20 protein-coding genes are annotated in these 23,955 nt (G+C 71.0%); 8 read left to right on the forward strand and 12 right to left on the reverse strand.

Translation table 11 applies throughout. From position 1 onward, the window contains the following. The first annotated feature begins 15 nt into the window (after positions 1-15). Together AB2L28_RS05815 and AB2L28_RS05820 are read left to right on the forward strand one after the other, a co-directional pair. The gene (locus AB2L28_RS05815; RefSeq protein ID WP_370717778.1) at positions 16-816 is read left to right on the forward strand and encodes an exodeoxyribonuclease III; all 801 of its coding nucleotides are present in this window, start codon (positions 16-18) and stop codon (positions 814-816) included. A gap of 62 nt (positions 817-878) precedes the next feature. Next, positions 879-1,430, forward strand: a complete 552-nt coding sequence (locus AB2L28_RS05820; protein ID WP_370717779.1) for a hypothetical protein — start codon at positions 879-881, stop codon at positions 1,428-1,430. Positions 1,431-1,434: 4 nt separating this feature from the next. On the opposite strand, the gene AB2L28_RS05825 is transcribed toward AB2L28_RS05820, so the two are convergent. Genes AB2L28_RS05825 through AB2L28_RS05835 form a run of 3 tightly spaced genes read right to left on the reverse strand, consistent with a single transcriptional unit; the run spans position 1,435 to position 2,830 of the window. Further along, a complete protein-coding gene (locus tag AB2L28_RS05825) occupies positions 1,435-2,028 on the reverse strand; it encodes a DUF1684 domain-containing protein (RefSeq protein ID WP_370717780.1) in 594 nt (197 codons plus the stop codon). Next, positions 2,025-2,378, reverse strand: a complete 354-nt coding sequence (locus tag AB2L28_RS05830; RefSeq protein ID WP_370717781.1) for an STAS domain-containing protein — start codon at positions 2,376-2,378, stop codon at positions 2,025-2,027. The genes AB2L28_RS05825 and AB2L28_RS05830 overlap by 4 nt, the downstream gene beginning before the upstream one ends. 20 nt (positions 2,379-2,398) lie before the next feature. Beyond that, complete coding sequence (locus tag AB2L28_RS05835) at positions 2,399-2,830, reverse strand: DUF2000 family protein (protein WP_370717782.1); 432 nt, start codon at positions 2,828-2,830, stop codon at positions 2,399-2,401. 50 nt (positions 2,831-2,880) lie between these two features. Here AB2L28_RS05835 and AB2L28_RS05840 point away from each other — a divergent pair, with 50 nt between their 5' ends. Then, complete coding sequence (locus AB2L28_RS05840) at positions 2,881-3,669, forward strand: helix-turn-helix transcriptional regulator (RefSeq protein ID WP_370717783.1); 789 nt, start codon at positions 2,881-2,883, stop codon at positions 3,667-3,669. 7 nt (positions 3,670-3,676) lie between these two features. Here AB2L28_RS05840 and AB2L28_RS05845 read toward each other — a convergent pair whose 3' ends face one another. The 6 genes from AB2L28_RS05845 to AB2L28_RS05870 all read right to left on the reverse strand — a co-directional run bounded on the left by AB2L28_RS05845 (position 3,677) and on the right by AB2L28_RS05870 (position 9,683). Then, positions 3,677-5,290: a hypothetical protein gene (locus AB2L28_RS05845; protein WP_370717784.1), complete on the reverse strand. Its 1,614-nt coding sequence runs from the start codon at positions 5,288-5,290 to the stop codon at positions 3,677-3,679. After that, positions 5,290-5,448 carry a hypothetical protein gene (locus tag AB2L28_RS05850; RefSeq protein WP_370717785.1) on the reverse strand — a complete coding sequence of 53 codons (159 nt, stop codon included), beginning with the start codon at positions 5,446-5,448 and terminating at the stop codon, positions 5,290-5,292. The genes AB2L28_RS05845 and AB2L28_RS05850 overlap by 1 nt, the downstream gene beginning before the upstream one ends. A 73-nt stretch (positions 5,449-5,521) precedes the next feature. Next, a complete protein-coding gene (locus AB2L28_RS05855; RefSeq protein ID WP_370717786.1) occupies positions 5,522-7,141 on the reverse strand; it encodes a peptide chain release factor 3 in 1,620 nt (539 codons plus the stop codon). A 17-nt stretch (positions 7,142-7,158) separates the two neighbouring features. Further along, positions 7,159-8,031 (reverse strand): phosphotransferase, encoded by an 873-nt coding sequence (locus AB2L28_RS05860; protein ID WP_370717787.1) that lies wholly within the window; start codon positions 8,029-8,031, stop codon positions 7,159-7,161. Between the two features lie 43 nt (positions 8,032-8,074). Then, positions 8,075-8,806, reverse strand: a complete 732-nt coding sequence (locus tag AB2L28_RS05865) for a DUF1889 family protein (protein ID WP_370717788.1) — start codon at positions 8,804-8,806, stop codon at positions 8,075-8,077. 37 nt (positions 8,807-8,843) lie between these two features. Next, entirely contained in the window at positions 8,844-9,683 is an 840-nt protein-coding gene (locus AB2L28_RS05870) for a hypothetical protein (protein WP_370717789.1), read from the reverse strand. Between the two features lie 259 nt (positions 9,684-9,942). On the opposite strand from AB2L28_RS05870, the gene AB2L28_RS05875 reads away from it, so the two are divergent. The 5 genes from AB2L28_RS05875 to AB2L28_RS05895 all read left to right on the forward strand — a co-directional run bounded on the left by AB2L28_RS05875 (position 9,943) and on the right by AB2L28_RS05895 (position 19,790). Next, positions 9,943-11,922, forward strand: coding sequence for a hypothetical protein (locus AB2L28_RS05875; protein ID WP_370717790.1), 1,980 nt, complete (start codon positions 9,943-9,945; stop codon positions 11,920-11,922). 2 nt (positions 11,923-11,924) lie between these two features. Continuing rightward, positions 11,925-13,547, forward strand: coding sequence for a type I restriction-modification system subunit M (locus AB2L28_RS05880; RefSeq protein ID WP_370717791.1), 1,623 nt, complete (start codon positions 11,925-11,927; stop codon positions 13,545-13,547). Next, complete coding sequence (locus tag AB2L28_RS05885; RefSeq protein ID WP_370717792.1) at positions 13,544-14,773, forward strand: restriction endonuclease subunit S; 1,230 nt, start codon at positions 13,544-13,546, stop codon at positions 14,771-14,773. The genes AB2L28_RS05880 and AB2L28_RS05885 overlap by 4 nt, the downstream gene beginning before the upstream one ends. A gap of 89 nt (positions 14,774-14,862) precedes the next feature. Further along, positions 14,863-16,593 carry an ATP-binding protein gene (locus AB2L28_RS05890; RefSeq protein WP_370717793.1) on the forward strand — a complete coding sequence of 577 codons (1,731 nt, stop codon included), beginning with the start codon at positions 14,863-14,865 and terminating at the stop codon, positions 16,591-16,593. Further along, on the forward strand, positions 16,590-19,790 hold the full coding sequence (locus AB2L28_RS05895; protein ID WP_370717794.1) for a type I restriction endonuclease subunit R: 3,201 nt from the start codon (positions 16,590-16,592) through the stop codon (positions 19,788-19,790). The genes AB2L28_RS05890 and AB2L28_RS05895 overlap by 4 nt, the downstream gene beginning before the upstream one ends. Here the strand turns inward: AB2L28_RS05895 and AB2L28_RS05900 are convergent, their stop codons facing one another. From AB2L28_RS05900 to clpB, 3 genes are all read right to left on the reverse strand, one after another. Beyond that, positions 19,791-20,825: a hypothetical protein gene (locus AB2L28_RS05900; protein WP_370717795.1), complete on the reverse strand. Its 1,035-nt coding sequence runs from the start codon at positions 20,823-20,825 to the stop codon at positions 19,791-19,793. It lies immediately after the preceding gene. Then, positions 20,825-21,151, reverse strand: coding sequence for a hypothetical protein (locus tag AB2L28_RS05905; protein WP_370717796.1), 327 nt, complete (start codon positions 21,149-21,151; stop codon positions 20,825-20,827). Before AB2L28_RS05905 ends, AB2L28_RS05900 begins: the two co-directional genes overlap by 1 nt. Positions 21,152-21,265: 114 nt before the next feature. Continuing rightward, on the reverse strand, positions 21,266-23,911 hold the full coding sequence (clpB, locus tag AB2L28_RS05910; protein WP_370717797.1) for an ATP-dependent chaperone ClpB: 2,646 nt from the start codon (positions 23,909-23,911) through the stop codon (positions 21,266-21,268). Between the last annotated feature and the right edge of the window lie 44 nt (positions 23,912-23,955).

Consider the following 23,955-nt stretch of genomic DNA (forward strand, 5'->3'; position numbering starts at 1 on the left):
GGTAACGTCCCGCGCGTGCGCCTCGCGACCTGGAACGTGAACTCCGTCCGTGCCCGCCTCGACCGCGTGCTGGCGTGGATCGACCGCAGCGACGTCGACGTCGTGGCGCTGCAGGAGACCAAGTGCAAGGACGAGCAGTTCCCCGAGCAGGCCTTCCTCGACCTCGGCTACGAGGTCGCCCACCACGGCCTGTCGCAGTGGAACGGCGTGGCCCTCGTCTCGCGCGTGGGGTTGGAGGACGTCAGCACGAGCTTCTCCGCCGACGTGCCGCACTTCGGTGAACCCGCCGTGGCGGAGGCCCGCGCGATCGGGGCGACGTGCGGCGGGGTGCGCGTGTGGAGCCTGTACGTGCCGAACGGCCGCGGGCTCGACGACCCGCACTACGTCTACAAGCTGGCGTGGCTGCAGGAGCTGCGGTCGGCGGGGGCGGGCTGGCTGGCGCAGGACCCGCGGGCGCAGGTGGCCCTCGTCGGGGACTTCAACGTCGCCCCCACCGACGAGGACGTGTGGGACGTGGACTTCTTCGCGGGCGCCACCCACGTCTCGGAGCCCGAGCGCGCGGAGTTCGGCTCCCTCGTGGACGCCGGGTTCGCCGACGTCGTGCGGCCGTACGCACCCGGTCCGGGCACGTACACGTACTGGGACTACACGCAGCTGCGCTTCCCGAAGCGCCAGGGGATGCGGATCGACTTCGTGCTGGGTTCCCCGGCGCTGGCCGAGCGCGTCAGCGGGGCCACCATCGACCGCGAGGAACGCAAGGGCAAGGGGGCCTCCGACCACGCCCCCGTGATCGTGGAGCTTGCGCCGAACGCGTGAACCCTGGCCGAACGGGCTCCGCGGGCGCGACGGGCGAGGAGTCGTCTCACTAGGTTCGAACGGTGCGAGCACCTGTGAGCTGCGAGGACCTCGAACGGGTCGAACTGAGCGCGGCCAACGACGCCCGGGGGCAACGGGCCGTCGCCGACCTCCTGCAGACCTGGGCGCGGCGCGCGGTGCCGGGCGACTCCGTGACGCGGGGCCGGCTGCTGGTGGCGGCCAGCGAGCACGCCGCCTTCGCCGGGGACGCGCGACGCTCCCTGCGGCTGGCCCGGGAGGCGCTCGGCACCGGCGACCACGTCGCCCCCGACACCCGCTGCTACGTCGTGGCGGCGCTGCTGGTGTGCGGGCACCTGCGCGAGGCCGTCGCCCTGGCCGACGAGGTCCTCGACAGCCGCGGCGCGGACGTCGACGTGTACCTGCAGCTGGGCGAGGAGTTCTCCTGGCACCGGCAGGCCGAGGAGGCCGCCCGCATCTACACCCTCGGCATGTTCCGTTGCGCGAGCGACGAGGAGGCCACGGAACTGCTGCTGGGCGCGTGGCGCCGGGGCCGGGCACCGCGCGTGGTGGACCTGCGCGATCGCGTTCCGGCGCAAGCGGTCCCGTTCGACTGAGGGATCAACCGCCCCACGGGCCGGCGAGTTCGCCGGCCGCGACGGGCACGTCGACGACGTTGCCGGGCGGGGGCAGCGGGCACGCCCACGCCGGGTCGTAGGCGCAGCTCGGCGGGTAGGCGAAGTTGAGGTCGACGACGAGACCGCGCGCGGTGCTGCCCAGGTCGGCGCCCTTGACGGTGTCCAGGAGGTAGCGGCCGCCGCCGTACCCGGGGCCGGGGTCCTTCAGCGGCAGGAACAGCCCACCGCCGTACTGGTCGAGCCACCAGAGGTCCAGCGCGCCCACCCCGGGCAGCGTGACGGTGCCGACCCGTTCGAAGACGACGGTGCCGTCGGTGCCGGTGACGGCTTCGCGCCGGAGTGCTCCCGCGTCCTCGACGGGCACCTCGAACCGCAGCGCGGGGTCGTAGGGCGCGACGGGCAGCCCGGTGAAGGCGGCGCGGTCGGCGGGCAGCAGCGGCCCGGCCGGGTGGTGGGTGAAGAGGTCCTCGCGCCCGGCGCGCCAGAGCGCGTGACCCTCCTCGGGAGCCGAGGCCCGCACGGCGGCGTAGAGGTCGGTGACGCGGCGGCGCCAGTCGAGGACGTCGAGGCGGCTCACGCGGGGGTACCGGGGCGGGTCTGCAGGTCGATCATCTCCTCCAGTCGAGCACGGTGGACGAGGTGGCGCACGTGCTCGGGCGCTCCACGCACCGTGATGCGGCGTTCCCCGCTGCGCGAGGCGAGGCGGGCGAGGAACCCCAGCCCCGTGGAGTCCATGAAGGTGACGTCCGTCGCGTCCACGACGACGGGCCGGCGGGCGGCGAGCGCCTCGTCGACGCACCGCTCGAACTCGGGTCCGAGGTCGGTGTCGACCTCGCCGGCGAGCGTCACCAGCACGAGGGGCGGGTCCTCCTCGAGGCGCACGTCCACCGATCCGGGAGGTCCCGTGAAGGTGTTGCCCGAGGTCACCTCCTGAATGTAACCGAGCGTCAGGGGTGCGCGCGGGCTCCCTTGAGAACCTTGTCCACCCCGTTCTTCGGGCCGTGCACGGCGAGGCCGACGACGTCGAGGTCCGCCGCCGCGACCGCCGCGACCGCGGCCCGGTTGGCCGCGTCGTGGCCGGTCGTGAACATCTCCGCGGTGAACAGGGCGGTCGACAGGTCACGGGTGACGGCCCGCTGCCGGGCGGCGCGCAGGGTCGCCGCGTCGCCCTCGAACACGCGGACGGGCTGACCGAGCAGGGCGAGGTAGGCGTTGCCGTCGGCGTCGGCGTAGGGCTCCCCGACCAGCTCGGGGTGGGCCGCGGTGATCCCGCTGAGGAGGAAGGCCGTGACGTTGAGGCGCTGCCAGGGCGCGAGGTCGTCGCGGACGAGGACGGCGGTGCGGGTGTCGGGGCGGGTGTCGGGGCGGGTGTCGGTCACGAGCGCCACGGTCCCCCGGGCGGGGTGCGGGGGTCTTGTACGTTCCTGACGTGGGCTCGGAACGCGTGCGCAGCCACCGGCCGGACGTCCCCGGCATCGCGGAGGTGCTGAGCGCCCGGTTCGTCGAGCACGCCTACCCGCTGCACACGCACGACACGTGGACGCTGCTGCTCGTCGAGGACGGAGCCGTGCACTACGACCTCGACCGCCGCCCGCACGACACCGGCCGCCACGTGACGCTGCTGCCGCCGCACGTCCCGCACGACGGCCGGGCCGCGACGGCGACGGGGTTCCGCAAGCGCGTGCTCTACCTCGAACCGGGCGCCCTACCCACGACCGCCGCGGGCCGGCTGGCGGACGCGCCCGAACTGCCCGATCCCCGCCTGACCGCCGCGGCCCGGGACCTGCACGCCCGACTGAGCGGTGACCCGGTGCTCGACGCCGACCCCCTCGACGTCCACGCCCGGGCCGCGGTGCTGCTCGACGCCGTCACCGCCCACGTCCTGCGGACCCCGCCCTCGCACCGGCGCGACGCGCCCCTGGCCCGCCGGCTGCGGACCCTGCTCGACGAGCACGTCGTCGACGGCGTGCTGCTGGCCGACGCGGCCGCCCGGTTCGGGGTGTCCAGCGCCCACCTCGTCCGCACGTTCACCCGGGAGGTCGGGATGCCGCCGCACGCCTACCTCACCGGCCGGCGCGTCGACCTCGCCCGGCGCCTGCTGCTCACCGGGCACCGCCCCGCCGAGGCCGCCGTGCTCGCCGGGTTCCACGACCAGCCGCACCTCACGCGGCACTTCCGACGGGTGCTGGGGACGACGCCGGGGCGGTTCACGGGCTGAGGTCCCGTCACACCGACAGGCGGTGCTCGACGAACCTCAGGACGTCCTCCCTCCGGGTGTCGCCGGCGGTCTGCAGAGCAGCGACGAGCGACAGCAGCAACGCGTGACCGGGGTCGGGACCGACGGCGTGCTTCACTGCGCGCAGGGCCAGCGGCCACGCGGGGACGGGAACCCCGTCGTGCAGGGTCGTCCGCTCCCCGAGCCGAGGGTGCGACATGAGCCACGCCCCCTCTGCACCGGTGGACCAGGGTTCCGGCGACGACGTCTGACCGAAGGCGAGGAACGCGTCGTTCACCCAGTGGAGCTGGTTCAGCCCACTCATCTGGCAGGCGTTGCGGGCGAGTTCGAAGGCGAGGTCCCGCTGCTGCCCGGGCTCGATCGCCTCGAGACGGGGCACGAGGTCGGGCAGTGCTGCGGCGAGGTCCGCGATCTGCTGCCGCGCGGGCCGTGGGTCCAGGTACTGCGCCGCAGGATCGTCCGGGGACAGCAGGGTTCCGGGTTCGAACCAGCCCTCGTCCGGCCCGACCTCGACGAAGTGCACCCCGACGTCCTCGTGGGGCACGGAAGCGCGACTGTCGGGTCGTGGCTCGGGGCCCAACTCCTCCACGAGCTGGGCCAGGGCGGCGCGCGCCGCAGCCAGGACGGCGCCGGCCCCCTCGTCACCCACGACGCCCCGCAGCCCGGAGATCGCGCTGAACGCAGCGTCCAGAGGGTCGGGGTCGATGGCTTGGAGCACGGCGAAGAGGGCTGCTCCCCCCTGGTCGTTCTCGTGCCCCTGGACCCGCACGACTCGACGGGGGTTCTCCGGGTGGTCGTCCAGCACCTGGTACATCCAGCCCGGATCGGTGAACGGCGGTGGCAGGGGACGGTCGGCCCGCAACGACCACAGGCCCGCCGCGACGACGTCGAGGTCGACGATGCCGGACTCGCGCAATCCGCGTTCAGCGGCCCAGTACGCCACCTGCCGTTGCACGAGGGGGCCAGCGGCCAGAAGGGCCTCCGCCAGCGGCCGGTCCAGACGGGTGAACCACTCGGCCAGGCCGTCGGCCACCAGCCGGTCGTCGGGCGGGTCCCCCTCCCAGGCGGCGGCGAGGTCCTCCCGGGCCAGTTCGGGGTCCCGGGCCCGATGGGCCGCGACTTCGTTCCGGCTCGTCAGTCGGACGACGGCGTCGGCAGCGGGCGCCGCGGGCCAGAAGGTGAGTTCGTAGTGGTCCACGAGCGGTTCGTCCTCACCGACCGTGCCGTCCCAGGCGTCGTCGATCCCCCGGGCGCAGAGCCGGACGCGGTAGTCGGCGGCAGGTAGGCCGAACCGGACGACCGGCCCGCCGAGCGGTTCCCGGACACCCACCTCGCGACCGGCCGGGGTGAACGACACCTCGACCACGTCCTCCCACTCGAGGCCCGGCTCGGCGGGTTCGTCGTCCCGGAGGAGGACCCGCAGGCCCACGTTCCCGAGGGCCGTCCCCACCGACACGGTCAGCGCGCCGGGGACACCACCCCCCAGCAGACCGTTCTCCTGCCCCTCGAAAGCCTCCGTGAACGTCCCCTCCGCCTCTCCGGACTCCAGGTAGAACTGGTGGTAGTCGACACAGACGCGACCCTCGAACAACACCTCGACCATCAGGTCCCCTCCCCTCCCCGCTCCCGGTCCTCGTCCGCCGTCCCGACGCGGGACGTCAGGGCGCCGTGGGCCGTCCCCGACGAGGTCGCCTGGAGGCGCGGGTCGAGACGACCGCCGTCGGCCGGGACGCGCCCGAGCTCGCGGTGGTCGGTCGTCACGGTTCCAGTCTGCCGCAGCGCACCGCCGCGCCGGGCGGGAACACTCGTCCGGCGCAGCGGGCCGCCGTCGGTGTCAGTCGCTCGTCGCGACGAGCTCCTCGAGCTTCACGTCCGGGTTGTCGCGCTCGAAGCTGCGCACCCGCCACTCGTCGGTGAACAGCGCGAACACCCGCCCCTCGGCGTTCTGCACGACCTCGCAGCCGCGGTGCGACCGCAGCAGCGGGGCGTCCTTGGCCTCGATGATCCGCGCCGTCGTGAACGGCAGTTCGGTGAACAGGACGGGCGAGCGGAACTCGTGGGTCATGCGGTACTGCACGACGTCGAACTGCAGCGCGCCGACGGCGGACAGCACGGGTTCCCCGTCGCCGCGGGAGTCGGAGGTGAGGACGCGGACGACGCCCTCGGCGTCGAGTTCGCGCAACCCCTGGCGGAACTGCTTGCCCGACCCGAGGTCCTTGGGGCGGACGGTGCGGAAGTGCTCGGGGGCGAACACCGGCAGCGGCGGGTAAGCGGTGCGGCCGTTCTCGGACAACGTGTCCCCGACGTTGACGTGCCGGGCGTTGACGAGGCCGATGACGTCCCCGGGCCAGGCGACGTCGACGGTGGAGCGGTCGGACCCGAACACCGTCTGGACGTGCTTGAGGACCATGGGCCGGCCGCTGCGGTCGTCGCGGACGGTCATGCCGCGGTGGAACACCCCGGAGTGGATGCGCGCGAACGCGAGGCGGTCGCGGTGGGCGGGGTTCATGCCCGTCTGCGTCTTGAACACCTGCGCGGTGAACCGGCTCGTGACGGGGTGGACCTCCCCGGCGACGTCGCGCTGGTCGCGCGGGGAGGGGGCGATGTCGACGAGGGCGTCGAGGACCTGCCCGACCCCGGTGTTCGCGACGGCGGCGGTGAAGAACACCGGCGTCGTGCGGAACCCGAGGAACTCCTCCTCGTCGTGGTCGGCGCCGGTCGCGGCGAGCAGCTCGTGCTCGTCGACGGCCTGCCGCCACGCGTCGCCCTCGGCGGCCTCGGCGCCCGCGGCGTCCATGCGTTCCTCGACGGCGAGGGTCGCCCCGCCGGGGGCCTTCGTGTACTTCACGTACCCGCCGGTGGAGCGTTCGAGCAGCCCCCGGAAGTCACCCGCGATGCCGACAGGCCACGTCACCGGGGTGGGTCGCAGACCGGTCACGGACTCGACCTCGTCGAGCAGGGCGAGCGCCTCCTGGCCGGGCCGGTCCCACTTGTTGACGACGGTGACGACGGGCAGCCCGCGCTGCTTGCAGACGCCGAACAGCTTGCGGGTCTGGACCTCCATGCCGCGGGCCGCGTCGATGAGCATGATCACGGCGTCGACGGCCGTGAGCGCGCGGTAGGTGTCCTCGGAGAAGTCGGCGTGCCCGGGGGTGTCCACGACGTTGACGACCGTGTCGCGGTGGTCCAGCTGCAGGACGGCGGAGCTGATGGAGATCCCGCGCTGCTTCTCCATGTCCTGCCAGTCGGTGACGACCCCGGCGCGACCGGCCTTGCCGTGGACGTGACCGGCCTCGCGCAACGCCTTCGCGTGCAGGGCGAGGGCCTCGGTGAGCGTCGACTTCCCGGCGTCCGGGTGGCTGATGACGGCGATGGTGCGGCGGCGGGCGGACTCGGCGGCCACCTGCTCGGCGGGGACGTCGGTCAGCTGGTCGGAGGGCAGGGTGGTCACCACCCCATTCTCCCCCGCGCTCAGCCGTGCCGGGTCCGCCGCGCGACCCACCGCTCCAGCGCCTGCCCCTGGGCACGCTGGAAGGCGCGCAGGGTCGGCAGCCCGGGCGGGTCCGGCTCCGCGGCGCGCGTCAGGAAGAAGGCGGCGAAGCCCGTCAGGACGACCGTCAGCACGTCGGGGTCGACGTCCCGGGTCAGCGGGGAGGTCCGCAGCGTGTCCTCGGCGAGGTCCTCACCACCCAGCCGGTCCACCTCGAACAGCAGCGCCAGCAGGTCCAGCCACGCCGGCCCGCGGCAGGCGTGGGGCCAGTCGACCAGGACGGCCCGGCCGCCGGCGAGGAGCAGGTTGTCCGCTCGCAGGTCGAGGTGGACGAGCGAGTCCCCGTCGAGGTGCGCCAGCGCGTCGGCGGGCAGCTCGCACGCCAGCGACTCCCGCGCGGTCGGCAGGTCCGGGACGGGGCAGGGCGTGCCGACGGTGGCGAGCGCCTCCAGGGCCGCGACGACGAGGGCCAGCTCGTCCGCCCGCCACGGCAGGGCCGGGTGCCGGCCGGGCACGTCCTCCAGGACGAGGACCTGCCAGTCCCCCACCTCGCGGGCGCCGAGCAACCGCGGGGCCGGGACGCCCGCGGGCAGACGGGCGGCGATGCGCGCCTCGCGGGCGTGCAGCGCGGGCGTGTGCTCGTTCTGCGCCGGGCTCACGGCCTTGACGAAGGCGCGGGCCCCGGCGGCCGTCTCGACGCGGTCGGCCGACCCGGGCGAGAAACCCCCGGGCTGGGAGGCGGCGCGCGTGACGGGCGCGCCGAGCACCTCGGCGACGGCGGCGTGGACGGCGGTGGGCAGGTCCGGCCAGCGGACGCGGTTGCCTCCGGAGGCGACGGCTGCGGACGTGCTCACGCCCACCAGACTCGCGGAGCCGGACGGGCGTGGTCCACCCGTTTCAGGGTCGAGGATCGCGATCTTCCACCTGTCGGCGCAGCTGCTCGATGTAGTCGGCTCGAAGCACCTGGCGGGCCCGCGGGCGTCGGCCTCGGCCGATGTCTTTCGCGTCGGTGGCGAGCTGAAGGGGGTTGTCCCCCGCCCAACCGTGTGCAAGTACCCACCCCTGCATCGCCTTCGGGGCGAGCTGGAACCCGGCGTCGTACAGGGCGAACAGCGTGGAGACGACGTGCTCCTTCTCGTGCCCACCGCTGATCGTGTTGTTGTGGTTGATGAACCCCGTCAGGTCGTCGAGCGCTTCGACGACCACCGGGTCCAACTCCACGACGAGGTCCGTCCACGAGGAGGGGTTACCGAGAACGACTGGCTTCGCAGCCGCCGCCCAGGGCCGCACCGCCTCGTCGTCCCAGCTGAGGACGGCGAGCGCCGTCACGTGGTGGGACCCGAAGCGCAGCAGGTCGGCGATGTCGTCCATGTCGGCCCACGCCATGAGCACTGGACCTCGTCGTCGTAGACCGACGCCACCTCTCCGGGTGACGTGCTGGACGTTGGAGTACCGCGCGACGAGCTGATCGAGAGCAGTGTTGTTCGCGAGGTTGGACTTCAGGTGTGTCCACACGGTGAGCGTCTCGCCGTCACCGAGGTGCTCCAAGCACCAGTCGATCGCTGCTTCCACACCCTCCCCGTCGTCTGCGGCGATGGCCGTGGGCCAGTCAGTGTTCCTGCTGAACACAGCGTTCTCCTCCTGGATCGGGTTACTGGTTTGGGGTTCACGCGCCGGGCGCCGTACTCGGCAACCACCGCTCGCCGATCGACTGCAGCTGCTCCATCAACTCGTAACCCAGGCCAGAGACCAGGACCGCGCCGACGAGGGAGGCGAAGATCGCAGCCGACCAGCACCCTGACGGAGTGCCGCCGGTTCGCAGCATCCACCGCCGGAACGAGCCGGGGACGTAGGATGGATCGTTCGCAGCACGGACGGCGGCGCCGGCGGCGAGGTAGACCTTGATCGCGTGCAGGACGACGAACGCCATGGCGAGGCAGGAGAACAGAAGCCCACCGAGCTGGTAGAGGATGAAGAAGACGGCAGTGCTGCCGAACTGCTCGAACAACTGCGCGGCGCCCAGGCTCTGACCGCCGGAGAACACGGCCTGCACGTCCACGGAACCGGCGAAGGGCGGGTCGGCGAGCCAACGCAGCCCCAGGAGGGCAACGGCACCCATGACGAGGTCCAGGAGCAGCTGGGTCGTCACGCCCGTGCTGTAGACCACGGACCGCACCCGTGCGACGAGCAGGGCCATCGCGGCGGCGGAGAAGGCGAACAGCTGCGCGGACATCGCGACGGTGATCACGGCGTCCCGGTAGCGGATGTAGCCGACGACGCAGAGCAGGCCGACGAGGGCGAAGACGACGACCCTGCCCATGGCGTCGTCGTCACTGGTGTTCTCGGCGGGACGCGGAGGCGGCGGCGGGCCGGCGGGCACGGGCTGGGGTACGTCGATCCGCACCGGCGCGTTGATCCTGTTGATGGTTCGTCTGTCGATGCGGACCTTATAACGGCGGTTGTCGTCGCCTTGGTGGACGTCGCCGTGGACGGTGCTGCCGTCCACGCTCCGACCTCCACCACCGCCGCTGCGGGTGAACAGGAGGGGGAGGATCACCCCGATCGCCGCGCCTGCGATGGTCACACCCAGTTCCGACCAGTCCTGCGTCATGCGTGTCACGCTCCTCATCTCGGGAGCTGCCCGGTGCGCTCCGTTGCTCACGATGGTGTGGCCTGTTCGCCCGTACAATCCAGTCGCTTTAGCGATAACCCCCCTTATCAGAAAGTCGACACAGACATCTCCCATAATCGACTACGGTGACCCCATGACCGGACGAGGTGGTGTCGACGGCGAGTTGCTCAGTCGCACGGACATCGCCCTACTCACTGGCGTCAGTCGCCCCGTGGTGTCGGTGTGGCAGCGCCGTTACTCCGACTTCCCCCCGATCGCCCGCCAGGACGGTGGCCGCGACCTGTTTCGAGCGAATGAGGTCGCGGACTGGCTGCGGGAACGCTCGTTGGGCAACAACCCTGACGCCGCTCTCGACGTGGCGCTCTTCGCGCTGACCGGCGGCACTTCGACGCGCGACCATTTTCCCGCCGTGACGGCGCTCCTGGCACTGCGCGCCTGCGTGGGTGGATCTCTCGGGCAGGACGAGGAGGAGCTGCTGGAAGCCGCCGCGGAGCATGACCGGGCGGACCGTTTCCTGCGCCGGGAGGTCGAGGCGCTGGGCCGGCGGGTGGTCGGCGTCAGCGGGGTCGTGGACGCCGTCGTCGAGGCAGCCAGGACGCCGGTGCGCGCGGTCACGTCCCTGTACGCCGCCCGGTACCGGCTGGGGCTCGGGGACCACGTGTCGACGGCGTTCGGGGGTCCGCTCCTGGACCTGGTGGCCTCGGTGGTCGAGGAGCTGCTGCAGCGCAGCGCCGATCCGGTCTTGTGCGACGCGTCCGGCAGTGACGACCTCCTGGCTCACCTGGCGGCCCGGCGGGGCGATGTCGAGCCACCTCGGGTCCTGGTGCCGACGGGGAACGGGGAGTCGTTGCGGTCGCTGCGGCGCCGGTCGGCGGCGATGGGCTGGTTTGCCGCCGATCACGACGGCACCGCGCTGCCCGGGAACGCTGTCCTGGTGGCGCAGTTCCCCACCCCGTACCGCCCGGCGACGACGGACGTGGAGATCGCGGAGGCGGTGCGCGCTTTGACGGTGGGTCTCACCGGCGGTCAGCGCGCCGTGGTCGTGGGGCCGGCGAGTGCGCTGTGCGACGCGGCTCCCGGAGCTGCGGTCCACGACCACCGCGCGGCGGCTCTGCGTACCGGTCGTGTCCGCGCCGTCGTCCGTCTGCCGGCGGGGTCGTGGACGGTCCGTCCCCGCCAGTCCCTCGCGCTGTGGGTTCTCGACGCCGAACCGCACGACAGCGTCGGGCTCGCGGACCTCAGCGCGTCCACACTGGCCCCGGACGTCACGTTCGACCTGGTGTCCGACGTGCTGGCCGTGATCGACCACCTCGACCCCCTGCAGGGGCGGGCCTACCGGTTCCTGCGGCCGGTCCGCCGTCAGGACGTGGCCCCTCTCGACGACCTGCTGCGGGGAGCCCGGAGCAGCGCCCGGTTCGCGGTGAACCCCGCGGCCGCCGAGGCCCTGCGCCTCGATGCGCTCACGGAGCGCCTCACCCGCCCCCTCCCCGCGCTGACGTTGACGGTGGACCACGGTGAGCCGCAGGTCGCGACCCGGGTCCGGCTGGGCGACCTCGTCGCCGACGGGACGGTCCACGTCCTCAGCGGCACCCGTTTCCCGGACGTCGCGCTCCCCGGGGGCAGCACCCGCGTGCTGTCCCCGGCCGACCTGATCGGCGACGCCACGGCACCGCGGCGGGTGGACCGACTCGCGCTGGTCGCCGCCGTCCCGGCAGTGCAGTTCACCGCCCCGGGCGACGTCGTCTTCTGCACCTCCCCTGCGGTGGGCGCGGTCGTGGACCGGGAGGGCCTGTCGGCCGTGCGGTTCCCGGCCCGGGTACTGCGTATCGGGGAAGCGGCGTCAGGCTGGCTGGGGCCGGAGGTGGTAGCGCAGGCCGTCCGTGCCGGTCCCGGGCGGGGGCCGTGGCGGTCGTGGACCGTCCCGGTGGTCCCCGACGGGCAGGGGCCACACCTGGAGCGAGCGCTGCGGGAAGTCCGCGCCGTGCGGGACGACCTCGCGACGCGCCTGGCCGCAGCGGACGCCCTGACCGCCGAGATGCTGGAGGCGACCACGACCCGCGCAGTGCGCTTCCCCGCTGAACCCGACGAACCGACCGACGACCAGGAAGGCTGATCATGCCCCCGAGGAAACGCGCCGCGGCACCGGCCGCTCCCACTACGATGAAGGAGCTCAAGGACACGCTCTGGAAGGCCGCGGACAAGCTCCGCGGCTCCATGGACGCCTCGCAGTACAAGGACGTCGTCCTGGGCCTGGTGTTCCTCAAGTACATCTCCGACGCCTTCGACGAGCGCCGCGACCAGCTCCGGGCGGAACTGCTCGCCGACGACCTGCGGGAAGACCAGGTCGAGGGCCTGCTCAACGACGCCGACGAGTACACCGGTCACGGCGTCTTCTGGATCCCGCAGACCGCGCGCTGGTCCTACCTCGCCGAGAACGCCAAGGGGCTGCCCGCGTCGGGTGATCAGCCGGCCAAAACGATCGGCACCCTCGTCGACGAGGCCAACACCCACGTCATGGCTTCGAACCCGACCCTGCGGGGAACGCTACCGTCCGGTTTCAACAAGGACAGCGTCGACCAGCGCCGCCTCGGCGAACTCGTGGACCTGTTCTCCAACGCGCGTTTCCGCGGCGAGGGCGCCTCGAAGGCTCGCGACCTGCTCGGTGAGGTGTACGAGTACTTCCTCGGGAAGTTCGCCGCCGCCGAGGGCAAGCGCGGCGGGGAGTTCTACACACCCCCCGGCGTGGTGCGGGTGCTAGTGGAGGTGCTGGAGCCGTACAGCGGCCGGGTGTACGACCCGTGTTGCGGCTCCGGCGGCATGTTCGTCCAGACGGAGAAGTTCCTCGAGCGGCACGCCAAGGACCCTCAGGCCATCGCCGTCTACGGGCAGGAGTTCAACGAGCGCACCTGGCGGATGGCGAAGATGAACCTCGCCGTCCACGGCCTCGGCGGCGACCTCGGCCCGTCCTGGCAAGACACTTTCGCCCGCGACGTCCACCCCGACCTCCAGGTCGACTACGCGATGGCGAACCCTCCGTTCAACGTCAAAGCGTGGACCCGTGACCCTGAGGACCGGCGCTGGCGGTTCGGCACGCCCCCAGCGACGAACGCGAACTACGCGTGGATCCAGCACATCCTGTCCAAGCTCGCCCCCGGCGGCTCCGCCGGCGTCGTCATGGCCAACGGGTCGATGTCCTCCAACAGCGGCGGCGAAGGCGAGATCCGCGCCCGCCTCGTCGAGGCCGACCTCGTCTCCTGCATGGTGACGCTGCCGACGCAGCTGTTCCGTTCCACCGGGATCCCGGTGTGCGTGTGGTTCTTCGCCAAGGACAAGGCACCGGGCGCTCGCGGGTCGGTCGACCGGCGCGGGCAGGTGCTGTTCATCGATGCCCGCGAGCTGGGGCACATGGTGGACCGCACGGAGCGAGCGCTGTCGGACGATGACCTCGCTTGCATCGCTGGCACCTTCCATGCTTGGCGGGGCACCCCGTCGGCTTCGAAAAAGGGGCTGACTTACGAGGACGTACCGGGATTTTGCAGGTCGGCGACGCTCGCGGAGATCAAGGCTTCGGGCTATGCACTGACGCCGGGGCGATACGTGGGATCCGCCAATGTGGGGGAGGACGGCCAGCCGCTGGAGGAGAAGATCGAGCGACTGACGGAGGAGCTACTCGCGCAGTTTGAGACGTCGGCGCGCTTGGAGGCCTCGGTGCGGGAGCAGCTGGAGAAACTGGGATGACTGAAACCTTTGGGCGCGCGACCACTCTCGGCAATCTGTGTGAGGAAGGTGGCGGCGGCATCCAAACAGGCCCATTTGGTAGCCAATTGCACGCAAGTGACTACACAGTCGAAGGCATTCCGGTGGTCATGCCTGTAAACATCGGGGACAACCGTGTCGTCGAAGCGAACATTGCTCGGGTTTCACAGCAAGATGCCGATCGGCTCAGCAAGTACAGACTGACCGAAGGGGACATCATCTATTCGCGTCGAGGCGACGTTGAACGGCGAGCGCTCGTTCGGTCGGATAGCGCGGGGTGGCTCTGCGGGACGGGTTGCTTGCGAGTTCGCCTAGGCGACCACTCACCACACGATAATCGATTCATTTCTTACCTGCTGGGCACTGCAAACGTGAGGGAGTGGATTGTTCGCCACGCAGTGGGGGCGACCATGGCGAATCTCAATACAAGCATTCTCGGAAGCGTTCCCCTAGATATCCCGGAGCCACGCACCCAGCACGCGATCGCGGACGTTCTGGGTGCACTCGACGACAAGATCGTTTCTAATCAGCACGCTGCCACAGTTGCCGAATCAGTGCTTTCCTCTCAATTTCGGTCACTAGGCTTGGATAGTGAGCCAGCCGCAAACGAGTGGGTGGTAAGTGAAATCTTCGACCTTAATCCGCCCCGACCAAAACCGCATCAGGGTCCGGCGGTCTACCTCGACATGGCCAGCCTGCCCAATGATGGCATGGTAGTGACCGAATGGTCAGAGAGACCCCCTACTGGAGGTGCGCGCTTCATCAACGGCGACACGCTACTAGCACGCATCACGCCATGCCTCGAGAATGGCAAGTGCGGGTATGTCAACTTCCTGCCAGACGGAAACGTCGGCGTGGGTTCCACGGAGTACATTGTTATGCGCTCCAAAGCAGATTTTCCGCTTGAGCTCTCATACTTCCTGGCGAAAAGCCCCCGTTTCACAGCCTTTGCCATACAGCAGATGGTGGGATCATCGGGTCGCCAGCGCCTGTCCGCCAAGGACCTCGCCGACTACCCCCTCAGCATCGTGGGCCGCGACGCCATGGCCACTTTTGGTCGCCGAGCAGCACCCACATCCGCGCTGCTTCGAAGCTATGCAGATGAGAACACCGTTCTCGCCGCCTTGCGTGACACCTTGCTACCCGCCTTGACGTCCGGCCGCCTGCGCGTCCGCGATGCGGAGAAGCTCGTCGAGGACGCCACCTGACACCTGCCGAACTTACAAGTCGTCTTGAGAACTACTTGGCAAGCCTGTCGGAAGCTTGATAAGCAAGTAGCCCACCCGAGGAGGTCGCTATGCCCGAGCCCGTGGACGTCGCCGAGCTGCTCGACGTCCTGCGTCGGATCGGCGGCGAACCGGAGACCGTCGAGGTCAAGAGCGGCGCCGGCGGCTTCCCCGGTTCGCTGAAGGAGACGCTCGTCGCCTTCGCCAACACCGACGGCGGCACGGTCCTCGTCGGGGTGGACGAGGACGCCGGTTTCCAGGTCGTCGACCTGCCTGACGTCGCCCGGTACCGCGACAACCTCGTCGCCCTCGCCCGGGACACGATCACCCCTCCCCTCACGGTGTCCACGGACATCGTCGAGGTGGAGGGGCGGCTCGTGCTCCTCGGCCAGGTGCCGGACCTGCCCGCCGACCAGCGCCCCGCTTACGTCACCTCCAAGGGCATGACCACCGGCGCGTACCTGCGTACCGGGGACGGCGATCGGCGGATGAGCGAGGGGGAGATCGGGCTCCTCTACGCCTCCCGCACCCAGCCCACCTACGACCAGGAACCCGTCCCCGGCACCAGCACCGAGGACCTCGACCAGGACCTCGTGCGCCGTACCCTGGAGCGGGTCCGGGCAGGGTCGCCACGGCTGCGCCGGTCTAACGACACGGTGGTCCTGCACAACATCGGCGTCCTCGCCGAGCGGCGGCCGGACTCCCCTCTCACTCTCGCCGGGCTGCTCACCTTCGGGGACTACCCGCAGCGCCTCTTCCCGCAGCTCATGGTGTCCGTCGTCGTCCACCCACCAGAACGGGGTGAGACCCGGTTCCTCGACAACGTCACCGTCCGCGGCCCCATCCCCGACCTCGTCAGTGAGTCCCTCGCCGTGCTGCGGCGCAACCTCGCCGCCCGCGCCGTCATGACCGGCACCGGCCGCCGCGATCAGCTCGAATTCCCCCTGGGATCCGTCCGCGAGGCCATCGTCAACGCGGTGCTGCACCGCGACTACAGCCCCCTGACCCGCGGGACGCAGGTCCAGGTCGACCTCTTCCCCGACCGGCTCGTCGTCCGCAGCCCCGGGGGCCTGTACGGCGGGCTCACCACCGACGACCTCGGGCAGAACCGCGCCTCGTCCTCCCGCAACGCCGTCCTCGCCAGCCTGCTGTCCGACACGTACCTGCCCCACTCCGACGAACTCATCGCGGAGAACCGGCACACCGGGGTGCCGACGATGATCGACCTGGCCCGGGACAACGGTCTGCCTCGGCCCGTTTTCGACAGCAGCATCCTCAGCTTCACCGTCACCATGGACCGCTCCCAGCTCCTCGGGCCGGACGTGCGGCGATGGATCGCCGCCGTGGCAGGGCGTTTGCCCAGCCCACGGCACGAGGTGGCGCTCGCGATGCTGCGCACCGGCCCGGTCACCAACAGCGTCCTGCGCGAGTGGGGCGCCAACCGGGTCGAAGCCGGGCAGGTCCTGCGCGACCTGGTGACCGCCGGCCTCGCCGTGAAGGAAGGAGGCCGCCGGTACGCCCGCTACCGCCTCACCGCACCTACCGACCTGACGCTCGCTCCCCAGCCACCGAGCCTCCCGACCGATACCTCGGACACCGAGGATCGGGTCGCCTCAGCGCTGCGGTCCCTCGGCGAGGCGACCACCCAGCAGCTCCTCGACGCCACCGGCTTCAGCCGGCCCACCGTCAACACCCACGTCAACGCCCTCGTCGCCCGCGGCCAGGTCGTTCCCGAGGGAGCCCGCACCAGCCCCAAACGCCGCTACCGATGGGTCGGCGACACCGGAGGAGACCGCCGATGAGCCCGTCCAGCCGCCCGTCCGAAGCCGACTGGGAGCAGATGGCCAAGGAGGTCCTCGGCGACCTCTTCTGGAACGCGACCACCGGCCCGGAGATCGCCCCTGGGTCCGGGGAACGCGAGAGCTGGAACGAGCTCCTGCTCCGTGGGCGCCTGCGCGCGGCGATGATCCAGCTGAACCCGGATGTCGCCCGGCAGTACGTGGACCAGGCCATCACTGAGATCACCACCCCGCAGTCCCAGGACGACCGCGCCGAGAACTACCGGGTGCACCGGTTCCTCACCGAGGGGTACCGGGGCATCACCTACGTGGACCAGGACGGCCAGGAGCAGACCCCCACCCTGCGCCTGGTGGGCTCTCAGCCCCACGAGAACGACTGGCTCGTCGCAAACCAGGTGACGATCGTGTCCGGGGACCACGAACGCCGCTTCGACGTCGTCCTCTACCTCAACGGCCTGCCCGTCGTCGTGGTCGAGCTGAAGAACGCCGGCACCCTGCACGCCGACGTCGCCTCCGCCCACGCCCAACTGCAGACCTACGTGCGCGAGTTCCCCCTCGCATTCCGCTTCGCGGTCTTCGTCGTCGCCACCGACGGCATCAGCACCCGCTACGGCACGCCCTTCACGTCCCTGAACCACTTCGCCCCCTGGAACGTCGACGACGACGGCAGGCCTGTCCGGCTCGGCGACACCCGAACGGACGAGCTCGGCAGCACCCCGCTCGACGTCCCGTTCCACGGCCTGTTCAACCAGGACCGGTTCTTGAAGATCCTCCAGCACTACGTCGCCTTCGACGAAGGCGACGCCGGGCTGCTTAAACGCATCGCCAAGCCCCACCAGTACTTCGCCGTCACACGAGCCCTCGCCGCCACCGTCCAGGCCGTGGGCAGCAACGGCAAGGCCGGCGTCGTCTGGCACACCCAGGGCTCGGGCAAGTCCATGGAGATGGAGCTCTACGCGAACCGCGTCGTCCGCCACCCGGCACTGCGCAACCCCACCATCGTCGTCATCACCGACCGCACCGAGCTCGACGGTCAGCTCTTCCAGGCCTTCGAGCGCAGCACCCTGCTACCCGAGCGGCCCCAGCAGGTGCTGCGCCGGGCCGACCTGCGGGCTGAACTCACCGGCCGCGTCTCGGGGGGTATCTACTTCACCACGCTGCAGAAGTTCGGTCTCAGCCCCGACGAGAAGCGCGCCGGGACGGTTCACCCCCTGCTCAGCGACCGCTCCAACATCGTCATCGTCGTCGACGAGGCCCACCGCAGCCACTACGACGACCTCGACGGGTACGCGCGGCACCTCGCCGACGCCCTGCCCCGCGCCACCCGCATCGCGTTCACCGGCACCCCCATCTCGGAGACCGAGCGCGATACCCAGGACGTCTTCGGCGACTACATCGACATATACGACCTCACCCGCGCCGTCGAGGACGGCGCGACCGTCCCGGTGTACTTCGAAGGCCGCCTCATCAAGGTCCAGACCCCCGAGGACGTCACGGACGACGTCCTCGACGCCGCCGCCGACGCGGCCACCGCAGGGCTCGACGACGTCGAACGCGACCGCATCGAACGTGGCGTCGCCGTCCTCAACGCCGTCTACGGCGCGCCCGCCCGCCTCGCCACCCTCGCCGCCGACGTGGTCGCGCACTGGGAGACGCGCCGCGCCGCCATGTCCGCACCGCTGGGCACTCCGGAGACGCCCGCGGTTCCCGGCAAGGCGATGATCGTGTGCGCGACGCGAGAGATCTGCGCGCGCCTGTACACCGCGATCGTCGAACTGCGCCCCGACTGGCACACCGACGCCCTGGAGAGCGGCCGCATCAAAGTCGTCTACTCCGGCGACGCCACCGACAAGCCGCCCGTCTCCGACCACGTGCGCCGCGACTCCGCCAACGAGGTCGTGAAGAAGCGGCTCAAGGACCCCGACGACGAGCTGGAGATCGTGCTCGTCCAGAACATGATGCTCACCGGGTTCGACGCACCCCCGTTGCACACCCTCTACCTCGACCGCCCCCTCAAGGGTGCGCTGCTCATGCAGACCCTGGCCCGGGTCAACCGCACCTTCCGGGGCAAGGAGGACGGTCTCCTCGTCGCCTACGCGCCCATCGAGGGCAACCTGCAGCGTGCCCTCGCGGAGTACACCGCCACCGACCGCGCGGCCAAACCCGTCGGCAAGACCACCGAGGAAGCCGCCGACCTCGTCGAGCAACTCCTGGACCAGCTGCGGGCGATGCTCGGCGCCGAGGGCTGGCAGCCGACCGACGACACTGTCCACCGCGCCAGCCTGAAGAAGATCACCCGGACGGTGAACTGGCTGCGGAGCCCCGGGACTCCCGGCAACCAGGTCGAGGACGGCGAGAAGGACCTCGGTACCCGCTTCCGCGAAGCCACCAGCAGCCTCAGCCGCTACTGGGCCCTCGCCGGGGGCAGCGACCGCCTCGCGGACCGACGCGACGAGATCGCCTTCTACGAGGAGGTCCGCGTGTGGATGGCGAAGTTCGACGCCGAAGAACGCCAAGCCGACGGCCGGCCCATCCCCGAGGACGTGCAGGTCGCCCTCAACCGGCTGCTCGCCGAGACCGTCGTGTCGGGCGAGGTGCTCGACATCTACCAGGCGGCCGGCATCCCCCGCCCTTCGCTGCAGGACCTCACCCCGGACTACGCCCACCAGGCCCAGCAGGCGCAGAACCCGCACCTGGCCATCGAGGCCCTGCGCAAGCTCGTCCAGGAAGAAGGGGCGAAGGTGAGCCGGCACAACCTCCTGCGCCAGCGCGCGTTCTCCGACCGCCTCACCGACCTCATCCAGAAGTACACCAACCAGCAGCTGAGCTCAGCGCAGATCATCGCCGAGCTCATCGCGATGGCGAAGGAGGTGTCCGCCGAGGCCAGTCGCGGTCAGCGGTTCTCCCCTCCCCTCGACGAGGACCAGCTCGCCTTCTACGACGCCGTCGCCAGCAACGAGTCCGCGGTGGAGGTGCAGGGCGAGGGGGTCCTGGCGCAGATCGCCCGTGAGCTCGTCGCGATCGTGCAGCGGGACGCCAAGACCGACTGGACCGTGCGCGAGGACGTGCGGGCCAAGCTCCGCTCCTCCATCAAGCGCCTGCTCGTCAAGTACGACTACCCGCCGGACAAGCAGAAGGATGCGGTGCGCTTGGTGATCGAGCAGATGGAGGCGATGGCGCCGCGGTTGGCCGCTGCTTGATCAGTGCGCGGGGAGCCAGTCGTCCGGGCGGCACGGCTCTCCGCGCAGGCAGTCGCCCCAGAGCAGGGAGACAGAAGCTGGGCCAGTCGACACCTCCGTCCACGTGCTTCGTTCTCCGGCTCCCTGGTCTGCTCCGCACCCCGGTCGATGGAGGGAGTGCCCCAGCACACGCCCCGTGGGGGCGACGGGGAGCGGTAGGAGGAGGACCGGGAGATCCTGCTGATCGTTCGGCAACATGATGATGCGGTGCACCTCCCCCGCACAGCGCCTCAGGACCTCCACGGCAGACAGCCCGCCAAGGAGGTTCTGGGCGTGGTCGGCGAGAGTGGGCCTCGCCTCTGAGCCGGCGAGTACCGCCGGTGCGTGAGGTCGTCTCGCTGCGACCCAGAGGATGATCTCCTCGGTGTCGTCGTCGAGGGCGGCGTACCGCGACAGGTGTTGTGGGGTCGGAACCGCCGGCTCAGCCGCCTCTTTCTCGCCGTCCGAGTCGTCACCGTCGCGGAACCACTCCGCGTTCATGGTGTACTCGACCTCGCGCGGATCCATCGTGGTGGTGCCGAGGGACCAGGACTCCCTCTCGTCCTCGCAGTTGCCGACCGTCCCGTCGGGGTAGACCTCGAAGCGTTCCACGGTCACGTCGACCGACCAAGACCACACGGCGGGGTCGACCTGCATCTCCGGCTCAGCGAACAGGTCGTCCTCGTCCTCAGCATCGATGACGGTGCAGTGACCGTCGTTCGTGAGGTACCCCGAAGGTGGCCACGACACGTCGACGTGAGCGCCCGCGGGGATGGTGGCACCCTCGCGGTACGCCTCCTCCACGAGCTTCTGCAAGTCCCCCGTCCACCGGAAGATCGGTGCGCACGCGTAGTCCTCCGGCGGCATCGTCATCTGCCACTCACCGTCAGGGCGACGCCAAAACTCCTCGTCCGGGACGCGTTCGGCCCACGTCGCCGTACGACGCAGCTCAGAGAGCGCCTCTTCAAGTCGGTCCGCCGCGGACCGACCGTCTACTGCATCACGAAGTGCAGTCATCAGAAGGTGTCCCTGCGGAGGGGCTGTCCACGCGTCAATTCGCCGATGCGTTCGACAAGACGGCGGAAGTGCCGCTCGAGCTGGGGAGACGGCCCCTGCCAATGGCCGCGGCGGTGGACGTAGAAGAGCGCAGCGCGGAGCAGGTCGACCTGCGCCCACGACGGGATGGGCTTGTCGGCATCCAATGCCCGCACGACAGGCCTGACGACCTGGAGGAGACGCTCGGGCGAATCAGCGATGCGTTCGTACGCGTTGAACGACACCCCGAAGGAATCCAGCTCCTGCAGTGACGCGTTCTCCGACGGGCAACGGATCCACTCCTCCACAGCGGGATTCAACCACGCACCACTGCCAGGTGGGTCGCCGCCCGCGGCAGGGGTCCGACACCACAGCGCCCCGCCACACACGAGGTGCGGCGGGTTGCGCGCTGCTCTCGCGGGTCAGATCGAGACGGCGTCCTCCGCCCGCCGCACCACGAGCCCGGCCGAACCCGACGCGGGGTCGTCGAGGTCGAAGCTGCCGCGGGCGACGTCCACCTCGACGGTGTCGCCGTCGCGGACCTCCCCGGACAGGATCGCGCGGGCGAGCCGGTCGCCGATCTCGCGCTGCACGAGCCGGCGCAGCGGCCGGGCCCCGTAGGCGGGGTCGTAGCCGGTGATCGCCAGCCAGTCCTTCGCGGCGTCGCTCACGTCCAGGACGAGGCGGCGGTCGGCGAGGCGGCCGGCCATCTTCTGCACCTGGATCTCCACGATCCGGGACAGCTCCTGCGTCGACAGCGGGTCGAACACCACGACGTCGTCGAGCCGGTTGAGGAACTCCGGCTTGAAGTTCGCCCGGACCGCGCTCATGACGGCGTCGTGCTTGGTGGCCTGCGACAGTTCCGGGTCGACGAGGAACTGCGACCCCAGGTTCGAGGTGAGCACGAGGATGACGTTGCGGAAGTCCACCGTGCGGCCCTGGCCGTCGGTGAGGCGGCCGTCGTCGAGGACCTGCAGGAGGATGTCGAACACCTCCGGGTGCGCCTTCTCCACCTCGTCGAGCAGCACGACGGAGTAGGGCCGGCGCCGGACGGCCTCGGTGAGCTGGCCGCCCTCCTCGTACCCGACGTACCCCGGAGGGGCACCGACGAGACGGGCGACGGCGTGCTTCTCGGAGTACTCGCTCATGTCGATGCGGACCGTGGCGCGCTCGTCGTCGAAGAGGAAGTCGGCGAGCGCCTTGGCCAGCTCGGTCTTCCCGACGCCGGTGGGGCCGAGGAACAGGAACGAGCCGGTCGGGCGGTCGGGGTCGTTGACCCCGGCCCGCGAGCGCCGCACGGCGTCCGAGACCGCCTGCACCGCAGCGGTCTGGCCGATGAGCCGGGCACCGAGGAACTCCTCCATGCGCAGCAGCTTCTCGGTCTCGCCCTCCAGCAGCCGGCCGGCGGGGATGCCGGTCCAGCCGGCGATGACCTCGGCGATGTCGTCGGGTCCGACCTCGTCGGCGACCATCGGGCCGGTGCCGCCGGTCGTGGACGCGACGTCCTGCTCGGCGGCCTGGGCCTGGGCGAGTTCGGCTTCCAGGGCGGGGATCTTGCCGTAGAGGATCTCACTGGCGGCGCCGAGGTCGCCCTCGCGCTGGAGGCGTTCGGCCTGCGAGCGCAGTTCGTCGACCTGGTGCTTGAGGTCGCCGACGCGGTTCAGGCCGGCCTTCTCCTGCTCCCAGCGCGCGGTGAGCGCGGTGAGCTGCTCCTGCTTGTCGGCGAGGTTCTGGCGCAGCGCGTCGAGGCGTTCGCGGCTGGCGGCGTCGTCCTCCTTGCCGAGGGCGAGTTCCTCCATCCTCATCCGGTCCACGGCGCGGCGGAGCTCGTCGATCTCGACGGGCGAGGAGTCGATCTCCATGCGCAGCCGGGACGCGGCCTCGTCGACGAGGTCGATGGCCTTGTCCGGCAGCTGCCGGCCGGGGATGTACCGGTCGGACAGGGAGGCGGCGGCGACGAGGGCGGCGTCGGAGATGGCGACCTTGTGGTGGGCCTCGTACCGTTCGCGCAGCCCGCGCAGGATGCCGATGGTGTCGGGGACGGAGGGTTCGCCGACGAAGACCTGCTGGAACCGGCGTTCGAGGGCGGGGTCCTTCTCGATGCGCTCGCGGTACTCGTCGAGGGTGGTCGCGCCGACGAGGCGGAGCTGTCCGCGGGCGAGCATGGGCTTGAGCATGTTCCCGGCGTCCATCGCGCCCTCACCGGCGCCCGCGCCGACGACGGTGTGCAGTTCGTCGATGAAGGTGACGACCTGCCCCTCGGAGCCCTGGATCTCGGCGAGGACGGCCTTGAGGCGTTCCTCGAACTCCCCGCGGTACTTCGCGCCGGCGACCATGGAGGCGATGTCGAGGGAGATGAGCCGCTTGCCGCGCAGCGACTCCGGGACGTCGCCGGCGACGATCCGCTGGGCCAGCCCCTCGACGACGGCGGTCTTGCCGACGCCGGCCTCCCCGATGAGGACGGGGTTGTTCTTGGTGCGGCGGGACAGCACCTGCACGACGCGGCGGATCTCGGCGTCGCGGCCGATGACCGGGTCGAGGCGGCCCTGCCGGGCCTGCTCGGTGAGGTCGACGCCGTACTTCTCCAGCGCCTGGTAGGTGCCTTCGGGGTCCGGTGAGGTGACCTTGGCGCCGCCGCGGACGGACGGGAGGGCGTCGAGCAGGGCGTCGCGGGTGGCGCCGACGGCGCGCAGCGCCTCCCCGGCGGCGGACGTCGAGGCGGCCGCGCCGAGCAGGAGGTGCTCGGTGGAGACGTAGGCGTCGTCCAGGGCGCGGGCCTCGTCGCCGGCGGCCTGCATGAGCGCCAGGGCGGGGCGGGACAGTTGCGGCTGGCTGACGTTGGTGCCCGAGGCGCTCGGCAGCGAGGCCAGGGCCCCGTCGACGCGGCGGACGACCAGGGCCTGGTCGGCGCCGACGGCGGCGAGCAGGTGCCCGGCGACGCCGCCCTCCTGCCCGAGCAGGGCGGCGAGGACGTGCAGCGGTTCGACCTGGGCGTGACCGGCGGAGGTGGCGCGACCGACCGCGTCGGCCAGCGCCTCCTGGGCGCGGGTGGTGAGCTTGAGGTCCACGGACTACCTCCGGACGGGGGTGGACTGACGACACTGGTGACAAC

Source organism: Kineococcus mangrovi, from assembly GCF_041320705.1.
Classification (GTDB): domain Bacteria; phylum Actinomycetota; class Actinomycetes; order Actinomycetales; family Kineococcaceae; genus Kineococcus; species Kineococcus mangrovi.